General features: G+C 41.0%; 12 protein-coding genes. 3 read left to right on the top strand and 9 right to left on the bottom strand.

Annotation, left to right across the window (positions count from 1 at the left end; genetic code table 11):
• Nucleotides 1-88 precede the first annotated feature (88 nt).
• The 5 genes from AC0L13_RS05540 to AC0L13_RS05520 form a co-directional block, all read right to left on the bottom strand.
• On the bottom strand, nt 89-889 hold the full coding sequence (locus AC0L13_RS05540) for an ABC transporter ATP-binding protein (protein WP_473644783.1): 801 nt from the start codon (nt 887-889) through the stop codon (nt 89-91).
• A gap of 65 nt (nt 890-954) precedes the next feature.
• On the bottom strand, nt 955-1,686 hold the full coding sequence (locus AC0L13_RS05535) for a hypothetical protein (RefSeq protein WP_473644781.1): 732 nt from the start codon (nt 1,684-1,686) through the stop codon (nt 955-957).
• Between the two features lie 54 nt (nt 1,687-1,740).
• Nucleotides 1,741-2,895 carry a hypothetical protein gene (locus tag AC0L13_RS05530; RefSeq protein ID WP_473644779.1) on the bottom strand — a complete coding sequence of 385 codons (1,155 nt, stop codon included), beginning with the start codon at nt 2,893-2,895 and terminating at the stop codon, nt 1,741-1,743.
• A gap of 27 nt (nt 2,896-2,922) precedes the next feature.
• Nucleotides 2,923-4,131, bottom strand: a complete 1,209-nt coding sequence (locus AC0L13_RS05525) for a hypothetical protein (protein ID WP_473644777.1) — start codon at nt 4,129-4,131, stop codon at nt 2,923-2,925.
• 80 nt (nt 4,132-4,211) lie between these two features.
• On the bottom strand, nt 4,212-5,108 hold the full coding sequence (locus tag AC0L13_RS05520; protein ID WP_473644775.1) for an ATP-binding cassette domain-containing protein: 897 nt from the start codon (nt 5,106-5,108) through the stop codon (nt 4,212-4,214).
• A gap of 257 nt (nt 5,109-5,365) precedes the next feature.
• On the opposite strand from AC0L13_RS05520, the gene AC0L13_RS05515 reads away from it, so the two are divergent.
• The gene (locus AC0L13_RS05515) at nt 5,366-6,313 is read left to right on the top strand and encodes an AEC family transporter (RefSeq protein ID WP_473644773.1); all 948 of its coding nucleotides are present in this window, start codon (nt 5,366-5,368) and stop codon (nt 6,311-6,313) included.
• A gap of 178 nt (nt 6,314-6,491) precedes the next feature.
• Here AC0L13_RS05515 and AC0L13_RS05510 read toward each other — a convergent pair whose 3' ends face one another.
• From AC0L13_RS05510 to AC0L13_RS05495, 4 genes are all read right to left on the bottom strand, one after another.
• On the bottom strand, nt 6,492-8,537 hold the full coding sequence (locus AC0L13_RS05510; RefSeq protein WP_473644771.1) for a TRAP transporter permease: 2,046 nt from the start codon (nt 8,535-8,537) through the stop codon (nt 6,492-6,494).
• On the bottom strand, nt 8,530-9,054 hold the full coding sequence (locus AC0L13_RS05505; RefSeq protein WP_473644769.1) for a DUF1850 domain-containing protein: 525 nt from the start codon (nt 9,052-9,054) through the stop codon (nt 8,530-8,532). Before AC0L13_RS05505 ends, AC0L13_RS05510 begins: the two co-directional genes overlap by 8 nt.
• Before the next feature lie 90 nt (nt 9,055-9,144).
• Complete coding sequence (locus tag AC0L13_RS05500) at nt 9,145-10,086, bottom strand: TAXI family TRAP transporter solute-binding subunit (protein WP_473644766.1); 942 nt, start codon at nt 10,084-10,086, stop codon at nt 9,145-9,147.
• 194 nt (nt 10,087-10,280) lie between these two features.
• A complete protein-coding gene (locus AC0L13_RS05495; protein ID WP_473644764.1) occupies nt 10,281-10,826 on the bottom strand; it encodes a phosphatidylglycerophosphatase A family protein in 546 nt (181 codons plus the stop codon).
• 179 nt (nt 10,827-11,005) lie between these two features.
• Here AC0L13_RS05495 and AC0L13_RS05490 point away from each other — a divergent pair, with 179 nt between their 5' ends.
• Both AC0L13_RS05490 and AC0L13_RS05485 read left to right on the top strand, forming a co-directional pair.
• Nucleotides 11,006-11,731 carry an alpha/beta hydrolase gene (locus AC0L13_RS05490; RefSeq protein WP_473644762.1) on the top strand — a complete coding sequence of 242 codons (726 nt, stop codon included), beginning with the start codon at nt 11,006-11,008 and terminating at the stop codon, nt 11,729-11,731.
• Between the two features lie 83 nt (nt 11,732-11,814).
• Nucleotides 11,815-12,330 (top strand): YjcG family protein, encoded by a 516-nt coding sequence (locus tag AC0L13_RS05485; protein ID WP_473644760.1) that lies wholly within the window; start codon nt 11,815-11,817, stop codon nt 12,328-12,330.
• Nucleotide 12,331: the final 1 nt, after the last annotated feature.

The following is a 12,331-nucleotide window of genomic DNA, read 5'->3' as shown; positions in this document are numbered from 1 at the left end:
CTTTCTTCATATCATTACAACCATTGTATTATAGAAAGAAAAAAAGCACCGCACGGTAACGTACATTTACGTGAACATTTCTATTCGGTCAACTTTCCACAGGGGCACTTCTTTTGATCGAAAGATATGGTCTGCCTTCATCCCATCGGATTTTTACCGGTACTTTATATGTTTCCGATAGCAATTCATCAGTCATGACGTCCTCTTTCTTTCCGGATGCCACAATTCTTCCTTCTTTTAAAAGAAGGACATGGGTAATGTCCTCCATCAATTCTTCGACGTGGTGCGACACATAGACGAGATGGCAGTTATTTTTCGTAACAACTTGCAATGTATGTAGAAATTGCTCCCTTGATAAAATATCAAGACCGGAACACGGTTCATCCATAATGAGCATTCGTGGTTTATTCATGAGTGCTCTAGCAATTAAAATCCGACGTTTTTCACCTTCCGAAAGCAAGTTAATGCGCTTTCCTTTTAAGTAGGATAACCGAAAATCATGCAACAGCTCGTCTGCTCTTTCCCAATCAGCCGAAGATGGATGCTCATACAAGCCGAAACTCGCAAACTTTCCACTAATAATAACTCGCTCGACCGTGTCATTTTGAAACATTTGAGCGAATCGCTCCAACGAACTGCTTACAAAGCCGATCTCTTTTCGCAATTCCGGTAAATTCGTTTCGCCAAATCGGTTCCCTAGAACGTGAACCTCTCCTTCAGTCGGAAATTGATGTGCGGAAATAATATTGAGTAGCGACGTTTTACCTGATCCATTCAACCCTAAAATCGCCCAATGCTCATTCTTTTTGATCGTCCAATCGATATTTGCAAGAATCTCTTTATTGCCCCTACGAAACATTACTTTCTCCAAGTCAATTACATTTTGCATTATAAGCCACTCACTTTCGTCGATTTATTGAAAAACGGCAGATCATGTTAGATCTACCGTTTCTTTTATTCGTCCACCGGCTTAAAATTTACGAGAGAGATTCCCGTAACCCTTAGCTTTTGCCCATCCGTCAATTTCACGCGAGTTTTTGAACCAGTCTCATTGCCACCAATTACTTCATAAAGGACAGGTTCCTTCCCCTCTTCGTGAAGTTCCAAGTATCCGAGACCGTACTCGCTGCCGAATATATAGTCACCAGCTTCAATATCCAGTCCGACTTCCCAAATACCTGCATTTAAGTCAGTAGATAGCTGTGTCGGCATCGGTACGAAACTGACGTGATCATACCCGCCGTCCGCAAAAACAGTATACGTACCATCAATGTCGACCGACAAACTACCGACTCCCCCTGTATGCCCTACAATTTCACGGATTACAAGCTCTCCGTTTTCATCATAAATAAAAATGTTTCCCGCAGGATATCCCGAGATTGAATATCTCCCCGGTTGAAGAGTAAACTTGACTCCTTCTTTCGTATAGACCTCACTTTCAACCTGTTCAGCGTTTTCGTTGCTCCGATCCACGGTCGTGAAAATTGCCGGGTTCACCTTCCCGATCAATGCATCCTTTTCAGAACCGACAATTTCAAAGTTCTTCTCATAAGGACCTACTTTTTCGGTCTCCGATTTTTGTAAAGGATGACATGCCGACAGGATCAGTATGCATGAGGCGATTAAAAGTGTTGAGCCCATCTTGCCGTCTAACAGTTGAAACCATTGCTGCATCGTGTTTTTCATAATACTCCACCGTTCCTTATTTTCTCAGATGAAGTCGCATCCTCCGCTGCCTTATCAGTTTGATTTTAATGCGACTTCCCCTTTTCGGATGTATAGAAGTTTATTCCGCCCGTACAGAATAGCTACGGCTAGCAGATTGAGACCTACTAACCAACGAAATGAATGTTTGAAGTCCAATTTTTCATTGCCGAATTCCATAGCTGCTTCCCCATTCAATACGGAGCTGATGTCGATAAATTTCAATGGATACAGCCAATTGAATTTAACATCTGCGACACTCATTACATCAGGCAGTAGTAAAATGACAAGCATCGCCAAAATTGTCGCGTACAAATTCTTCGTCATGACATTGATGAGAACAAATACGAGCAACAGGAATAAGGTAATTAACGCAAATGCGATGAACATGTAAGTTAAATACCTGACTGTCGACACCGCAATGTAATCCATGTCTTGATAAATAAGGATAGGCGCGATGAAATTTCCCCATTCCGTTTTTTGGGCAACATAATAACCGCCGATGAGAACGCCCAAACCTAGGAATAATATAACTTGAACTAGATGGATGGCTACCTTGCCGCTAACTTTTTGCATGAAAGATATAGGGAAACCGCCAACAACGGATCGATGTTGCTGGTCATTCAACAACATGCTGCTTCCGATTATTAAAACGAAAATGCAAAATAGCAAACCGCTGATCATGCTCAATGCAACAGGCAAATAATTGCTTGCTACGAATGGATTTGGGACAAGCGGCAATTTATGTACTTTGTAATAGCGCAAGATCGCCAATTCTTTTTGTATGACATCCTTTGGAATAACATAGTTCGGATGGATTCCTTTGTTTCCTAACTCATCTAATTCAAGGCGCAATTCGTTCAATTTAATGCCATCTTCAATATATTTGTCATAATCGTCTTTCTTCCATAAATAAAACCTTTGCATATTAATCAATGAAGATTGTTGGGTCAAGTTGGTATAAATCGCTTCTCCTTCAGCCGTATCCCGCAATTCCTCAGGAAACGCATTGAACACTGTATGGAAATGCTGTGCTTCCTCGTTTTTGAGCTTCTGCATATCTTTAATATCAATTTGACTGTATTGGGAGTAGTACAAAGGGAAAAACAGGATGAGACCAATTCCTAGCAACCAGTTTTTCCGATTATGGAGCAATAGCTTTGTTTCAAATAATAAATACTTCCAAAACATAATTGTATCCTTCCTCGTAACATATTTTTACGCAAAATAGAAACGTCGTTTATTAATGATCTTTGAAAGAATGAACAGCACAAGTTCAATTACAGCAATCGTGACAAGCAATACGATAATACCTTTCATATACGTAATCGTCTCTATATTTAATAGAAAGTTCTTATCCCCATTTACAATTTTCCCGAAATCAAAATACGTTTGAGGAAAGAAACTAATATCTTTTCCGAATATCTCTCTTGTCGTCCTTGAAACGAAAAGGCGGTCCGAGAAGAGAATTAAACTGCTGACTAGCAAGACGAGCCATTCATTTTTAAACAGAAGACCCAAAATGACGTTCAATCGGATAAAGAGGAAGATTAATAGAGGGACGACTATCAATGTTTTCCCTAAAAAGGCAGCAATTGAAATGACATCATAATCCTCTAACGTGAAAGTTTCTTGTGCGATCATGATAGGTACATGTAAATCGAAATAACCAAAACCGAATTGCACGCTCATCACGACAATCCCCGCAACAAGAATTCCGATAATAACGAGCAACGAATAGAAGAAAGCGGATATTGATTTCAAGTTCAATTGGCGATACCAGGATAAAGGAACGCCTTGCAGGACTGACCGATTTTTGCGGTCCCTCGATAACATATCACTGCTAAAAAAGATCGCACAAAATAGGATGAATAGAACCCCATTCGTCAGCAGGAACTTTTGCAATGCTTGCAACCCTGTCTTTTCATACATCAAACCATATGTAATGGGGTAGTCATTCGTTAAATAATCTTCATATCTCATCATCGTTTGCTTATATAAATGAGATCGATCTTTCCCCGGGTATGGAGATAGCGCAAAAAGGTTTTCATCTGATGTATATTCATATTCATTTCCTACTAAGGAAAAGTTCCTTAAATAAAGGAAACGGGGATAGTTGTTGTCCTCATATGCTGTAAGCATTGCGTGATTCAGCTTGTAATAGTATGCATTTATGGAATAGACAGGCATGCCCGTCATTAAGATAATGCCCGTATTCCCCTTCGCCTCCCTGAATTCTTGTTCCACTTCGAGATCTGTTAAATAACTTCTCACTTCGTCAGGTTTATATGTTTCTTTCGTTTCTTCGTTCGGCAACAGAATGAGACAATAGCTCAGCAGCAATACACCTATGAACAATAGAAAAGGTATATTCCGTCTGCTTCTCACTGTAATAAGAAATTCATGCTTCAAATAATTACGATTCATCCCAGCTTCCCCTTTTGGTCGTTAAGTATTGAGAAAAAAGCGCATAAAGGTAAGGCATTTACCATTGCACCGCAGTACTTTTAAACATTCTTTGAATAGTACTTATCATAGTATTCCACCGTCCCCATAGGACCGACCGCCATTTCTTTTTCGTTATAATCGAGCATCCGCTCGATCCACTTTGTCTGTTCAGACTCGCTCATCCCCTTAAGTGGGATGCATAATAAGTGTTTCGCTAAATAGATGTAGCCTTGCGGAAGCACAACTTTTTCTTTCAATGCTTCGTATTGTTCCGGAGTTACTTCTATTTTAAGGAACACATCATTTTCACCTGTAAATCTATGTTCATGTACAAACTTTCCGTCTTTGAGAAAAAGAACCCTATCTGCATATAGATCCAAGTTGGATAGTAAATGGGAGGCAACAAAGATGAGCTTATTCTTTTTCATTTCCATTAAGCATTCTGAAATTAACGCTACATTATCGACATCCAAGCCGTTCATCACTTCATCCATTAGCATGACTGGCGTATCTGCAGCCATCATCATAGCAAAGCATAGGCGCTGCCGCATTCCTAATGAATATGTCCGCGCTTTCCGTTTAACATAATTGCCCATATGAAGACGTTCAATTACTGCCGGAACATGTTTCGATGATCCTTTCCACATGTTTGCATATAAATTCAAATGATCCACTCCCGACAGTTCCTCGAACAGATCTTTCTGTTCAGGGAACGTGCACAACTTCTTATGGATCAATAATTCTTCTTTTTCATTTCGGTACGCGTATTTACCATCAAATAGCACATGTCCCGAATCGGGCTTCACAAAGTTCGCCATGACATTGAACATTGTAGATTTCCCCGTACCATTAGGTGCCGCCACTCCGATGATTTCCCCTATATTTGCGGTAAGGTCCAATTTATCGAGAACAGCTCTATCATTATACGTAATCGATACATTTGATAATTTCAGCATTTGTTATTCCGCCTTTCAATTTGTTCTTACAGTTGCTTCCACCCGAAGAAGGTGGATATTAAGAATTCGTGTTTTAATTAGTTCCGATTCATCCCAACTTCCCTATTGATATTTACGTATTCATTTTTTCCATATTTTTGTTTGTCTTATTACACTATAGACATATTATTGTAATATTTCAATAGTCTATAAACTTTTAATTAATTGACTCCAAATCTTTTATCCTATGAATTAATACATGGTGTTTCCAACTAATTATGTTTAGAATACTTGTATATATAAGTTGGGAGTTGGACAGCTTGGAGCTTCTTTCCATCATTTTCCCGGTGTTTTTCATTTTTGCAGTTGGATTCATTGGACAAAAACTGATAGGGTTCAATATTAAATCCATTTCTACAACCGCTTTATATTTAATGTCCCCTTTTTTGGCTTTCCGGACATTTTACGGAAACCCTCTTACGTGGGATTATTTTTATATCATCCTTTTCAGTTTGCTTTTATCTCTTATTCTTTTCCTAATTGTTTTGATTACCGCAAGGGTGATGAAAGCGTCCCGTTCTGAACAGTCTGCGATGATTTTAGGCGGCGTGTTCATGAATAGCGGCAATTATGGGGCTCCCGTTGTGCTTTTCGCGTTAGGCGCTGTCGGATTCGACTATGCAGTTATCATGATGGTGTTCCAATCCTTATTGATGAATACATTTGGCATATTTTTTGCTTCCATTGGAAGTAATGAGCGGGCTACATGGCAGGATGCAATGCAACGAGTCATTAGAATGCCTCTTATTTACGCGGCATTGCTCGGCGTTTGCCTGCAATTCTTTACAATTCGATTGCCGGAACCGTTAATGGAAGGGATCAGCTTGGTGGCAGACGCATCGATTCCAACTGTCATGCTCGTCTTAGGGATGCAGTTGGCTGCAATTGCGAGGAAGAAAGTAACGTATCGATATGTTACAGTCGTTACAATTATTCGCATGATTGCATCACCTGCTATAGCAATGCTGCTTTTGCTGTTCCTCCCTGTGAATGACACACTTCGAGCGGTCTTGATCATCCAAGCATCCATGCCTGCGGCGGCAAATACGACGATGTTCGCATTGCAGTTCGGAACAGAGCCGGATCTCGTTTCGTTCACGACGTTTGTGACGACGATGATCAGCATAGTGACGATACCGGTGATTTTATTCCTATTGGGGGTATGATGCGGGTGGGGTTATGCGTGATTTGCAGCATTTATGCGTCGTTGTAGCGGTTTATGCGTGTAGCAGCGGGTTTATGCGTGTTTCGTAGTGTTTATGCGTCGTTGTGGCGATTTATGCGTTTCTATTATTAGAAAAGGCTGTCACAGTTGTCTAGTTGACAATGTGACAGCCTTATTAATTATGATGCGACTGCTGCTTTATTTTTCGGTGTATTGTTCTTCGTTTTCCACTGGATAGCAACTTGGATGACGAAGAGGACTAAACCGACAATATCCGTAATCGTTTCCGGGTAAATCAACAACAACCCTGTTACGACAGCGAGAATACGCTCGATCCAATTACACTTCCGGTACCAATAGCCGATCATGCCCGCACCGATTGCAATCATACCGACGATTGCGGAGAAGGTGACCCATAAGATCTCAAAGAGACTTGCGTCAATCATGAGCATGGCCGGATTGAAAACAAACATATAGGGGATGATGAATGCCGCAATCGCTAGCTTTGCGGAAACCACTCCCGTTTTGATCGGATCTCCGCCGGAAATGCCCGAGGCTGCGAATGCTGCCAGTGCAACGGGCGGCGTAATATCCGCGATGATTCCGAAATAGAACACAAACAAGTGAGCAGAAATGGCGACTACGACTGGAACTGTTGTACCTGGTCCCATTTCACCACCCATGAGCAATAGGATGATGGCGGGAGCCGCAATTGTAGACGTAATGACATAGTTAGCCGTTGTAGGTGAACCCATCCCTAATACTAGCGCTGCCAACATTGTGAACATAAGCGTCAATAGGATATTTCCACCTGCAGCCGAAACGAGTCCATTTGCAAGACTTAACCCTAACCCTGTTTTAACAACAACCCCAACGATAATACCGGCACACGCAGTCGCTGCCGCAACAGCCAATGCAGTACGTGCACCATCAACAAGCGCCATAATAATATCTTTAAATCCAAGACGAGTAGACTTATCGAAGAAGCTGACGACTAAAGTAAGAACAATACCTAATAATGCCGCTTTCATCGTCGGAATTCCAAGCAATAGGAATAGGATAATTCCTAAAATCGGCAATAATAGATAAATCTTTTTCAATGTCGCCTTCCGATCCGGCATTTGATCTTCTGACATGCCTTGAAGACCGACACGCTTCGCCTCAAAATGCGTCATGATCCAAATTCCTGTGAAGTAAAGCAAAGCAGGAATAGCTGCCGCTTTGGCAATTTCCCAATAAGTTACGCCTCCGATGAATTCAACCATCAGGAATGCAGCGGCCCCCATGATCGGTGGCATGATTTGTCCTCCAGTTGAAGCAGCTGCCTCAACCCCACCTGCAAACTCCTTACGATACCCTAACTTTTTCATCATAGGAATTGTATATGAACCTGAACCAACAACGTTTGCAACGGAACTTCCTGAAATCGTTCCTTGCAATGCACTCGAGAAGATTGCAACTTTTGCAGGTCCACCAGTTAAACGACCCGCTAATACAACAGCCAAGTCATTGAAGTAGTTCCCTACGCCTGTTTTTACGAGGAAAGCCCCGAATAACAAGAACACGAAGATGAATGTCGCAGAAACACTAATTGGCGTTCCTAAAATACCATCCGTCGTATAGAACATCAGCTGCACAATACTCTTTATATCCTGGCCACGATGCGAAAGGAATCCTGGAAAATACGGTCCAAAAAATGCATATACCAAGAAAATGCTCGAAATGATTGTAATAGGTAAACCTACCGCACGACGTGCAGCCTCTAATGTTAAAAGAATCGCAACGATTCCGATGAAGAGGTCCATTTCGGATACCCGCCCAACACGGCCAATTAGGTCACCATAGAATAACGGCCAATACAACCCAACCGCAACCGCAAGCAAGGATAGGATTACGTCGTAGAAAGGAACCTTGTCTTTTTTCACACCCGGTTTCTTTCTTGCAGGGAATAAAATAAAAACAAGAGACAATGCGAACCCTAAGTGAATGGAACGCTGAATATAGGCAGTGTATGGTGTTCCGATGGATGTGTATAATTGGAAAAGCGAAAAGGCCAGTAATCCAACGAACACGATAATCTTGAAAATCCCTTTAACATTCCGAGTATTCGACTCCGGATCGTACTTCTGTAAAATTTCCAACTGCTGTTCTTCTGTTAACATTTCATTACTTTCAATTTCGGAATTAAGTTGTATTTCTTCTTTCTGTTTTTTATTTTTAGCCATTTATCATTACTCCTTTCATCATTTGGTAAAATGATAGGCGTTGCACACAGAATGTGTACGATTTTCCTCTTGTTAAATGATCTTTTAAATCCACTTCAAGTCCCTCATAGCGGAAAGCAAGATCTGCGTCAACATCGCCAACAAAAAGGACGAATGACTGAATAATGTTATGCTCAAAGGTAAGCGTATACAAACCATCTTTGACAGATAACGTTTGGCCTTCTTCCGCGTATCCCGGCAAGCCAATTCCAACATCTTCATATTGCATAGATAATAACTGTATGGCATTTTGATTGGTCACCTTATAGGACTCAATTACATCAGTTAAAAAGATGGAGTGTACATACCTTATTTGAAATTCCTGCTCATTTTTCATCCTTACATAGTGGGTTTTCGGATGATCGGCTCGATATTCCGTAAATGAGAACACCTTATGTATTGGCAGGAAAATAAAGGCGAGGACGATAAGGAGCGTGAATAGCAGAATGACGGGCGGAAGTACTTTCTTCCATTTCATCCGCCTTCTTCCTTTCCGGGTGGCAATTAAGAATGGGACGGATGAAGCATATCGCTTCACCGCCCCGATCTTCAAACTGCTTGAATTCAATTATTTTTGTTCGTCGAAGTACTTTTGTGCACCTGGGTGAACTGGAATACCGACACCGTCTAGTCCAGTTTCCGCTTTAATCAACGCAGCTTTCGGATGCGTCAATTTAGATGCGTTGTCATAAATCGATTTTGTGATTTTATAAGCCACGTCTTCTGGAATATCATTTTGGATTACTAACATTGCACCAACTGATACTGTAGGTGTGTCATTAGCAATTCCATAAGTTCCTGCTGGGATAACTTCTTTTGCGTAGTATTGATATTTTGCAATCAATTCATCAGCTTTAGCATCTTCTACTGGAACGATAAATACTTTCGCTGTTGCGTTCAAAGCTTCAACAGCAGCTGTTGGAGTACCACCAGTGATGAATGCTGCATCGATTTGACCAGCTTGCAAGCTCTCTGTAGACTCACCGAAGTCCAAATCTTGTGCTTGGATATCATCCATTGTCAAACCATGGATTTCAAGAAGCTGTTCAGCATTCGCATACGTTCCTGAACCTGGTGCTCCTACAGATACTTTTTTACCTTTTAAGTCAGCAAATGATTTAATTCCAGACTTTTCAGTAGTAACTAATTGAACTGTTTCAGGATATAGGAAACCGATTGCTGAAACGGTGTCGATGACTTCGCCTTTAAACATCATTTCACCTTTAGACGCATAATAAGCGATATCCGTCTGTACGAATGCAAGTTCAGCGTTTCCGTCTTTAAGAGCAGTCATGTTCGCAGCAGATGCTTGTGAAACTTCAGCAGTTGTTTTAATACCAGTATCCTCACTGATGTTTTCTGCCATTGCTCCCCCAAGTGCGTAATAAGTACCTTGCGTACCACCAGTCAAAATACTTAGATATTCAATGTCTTTTTTACCGCACGCTGATAGAACAAGCAATGTAAGCATCGAAACTAATGCAAGTATGCGGATTATTCTCTTATTCATACAATATTTCTCCCCTTTTGTATAGTAGTAGTTTTGCAACTTATCACCTATTCTAACACGAATTATGATTCAGTTGTCAATCATTATTACAAATAGTCTATAATTTGCAAGCGATTTCATTCCAAAATAATAAAAAAAGGAAGATGATTAGACAACCGCCTCATCTTCCTTAAGTCATTAGCATTTTTATTATTTCATTTTGTTTTTTCATCCAGATATGTGATCCCTGCTTCTTCCAAATCTCTCTTTCGATGAGCAAGCCTTGAAGCGGCACACGATGCGACACTCGCAACAAGATCGTCAAGGAATGTATGGACGCCATTCCCCTTTTTCGTATCAAGCTCATTGATAATGCCGATTTTATTTTTATCGAGATGGCCGAATGTCGTTACGGCGATCGATCCATAAGTAAAGACAGCCCCTAATGCGATTGTTTCATCCACGCCAAAGAGCCCTTCATCAGATTCGACGATTTGTTGAAGCGGCGCTGAAAGCTTCCCTTGTTCCCCGAGCTCATCCAATTCGATTCCGACAAGGATTGCATGCTGAAGCTCCCTCTTCCGCAACACTCTTTCGACTGAATCTACACATTCGGCAAGGTCAAGACCTTCGTTATAAGGCACTTGCATTTCGTATACGATTTTAGCGATATCTTCCAATGTGACACCTCTTCGGATCAACGCTTCTTTTGTAGCTTTTGCAACAACATCGGAATGGACAATGTTTTTTCCAGTGAACATAATTACTACCTCCTCATTCTATCCTTTGCCCGTCACGTATAATATGACAGCAGCATTTCAGATGTTTACTCAATTTTGCGACTGTTCCTTCCAACATGTAACAGGTTATCCAAGCATTATACCTGTTCATTCACTTATGTTACAATCTTCTTACATCATACAACTGGGAGGACTTGCGGATGGAGTACGGAAAAATTGAAGAAATAAACTTATATAGCAAGGCGCTCGATGAGGATATGCAACTTCTCATCCACCTGCCATATCAGTATTCACCACTTTACAAGTATTCAGTTCTGATTGCTTCCGATGGCAAAGATTATTTTCAGTATGGAAGAATCGGACGAGTTGTGGACGAATTAGTTTACGAAGGCGACATCAATAATATGATTGTTGTCGGCATCCCGTATAAAAGCGTCGAGGAACGCAGAAGGATGTACCATCCGGAAGGCGACCGGCATGAAGATTATATCCGTTTTCTTGCGCATGAGCTTGTCCCTTATATCGATGAAAATTATCCGACCTACCAAGTCGGCGCCGGCCGAGGGTTGATCGGCGATTCATTGGCTGCAACGATTTCGCTGTTGACCGCATTGAAATATCCGAACTGCTTCGGGAAGGTGATTCTTCATTCTCCCTATGTCGATGATTATGTAATGGAGAAAGTGGAAGGATTCAAAGATCCATCAGCATTTTCCGTTTACCATGTCATCGGCGAAGAGGAAACGGAAGTAAAAACGACTCAAGATGGCATCCGCGATTTCCTCACTCCGAACAGGGAATTGCATAAGTTGGTTAAAAGAAAAGGGTTTTCATACTTCTATGAAGAATTTAAAGGGAACCATACATGGAAGTATTGGCAACAGGACGTTCGAAGAGCAATTAAGGAATCCTTTCAAGACGATTGATGCCAAACATTTCAAAGAGTAGTTCATTCTGCTATAATTATTTCTAAGATGTATGTAAACATTTTACGAGGAGGTCTTTTATTATGAAATATGGTATTGTAGCTTTCCCTTCAAAGAAACTTCAAGATTTGGCGAATGGGTATAGGAAACGTTATGATCCACATTATGCACTTATTACGCCTCACATGACCGTCAAAGGTGTTTTTGAGGCAGATGATAAGGAGATCGAACAAGTTGCGGAAGCTATCCAGAAAGTTGTTCGCAACCATAAGCCTTTCGAATTGAATGTATCGAAAGTAAGCACGTTTGCACCTATTACCAATACGATTTTCTTTAAAGTTACACCAAATGAAGATATCCTTTCACTTCATAAAGACCTAAATGAAGACTTTTTCGGTGAAAAACCTGAATATTCCTTCGTCCCGCATATTACAATCGCACAAAAATTGAATTCTGGTGAACATGACGATATTATCGGTCAAATTAAAATGTTTGGTGTAGACCATACCGAGACTATCGATCGCATCCACCTTCTCTATCAACTTGAAGACGGGTCTTGGACAGTTTATGAAACTTTCCGTCTCGGCGAGGAAAGCTAAA

The sequence above is a fragment of the Sporosarcina sp. QA0331 genome, from assembly GCF_055808055.1.
The sequence above is the reverse complement of the archived record's forward strand: the minus strand, read 5'-3'. Positions and strand labels throughout refer to the sequence as shown.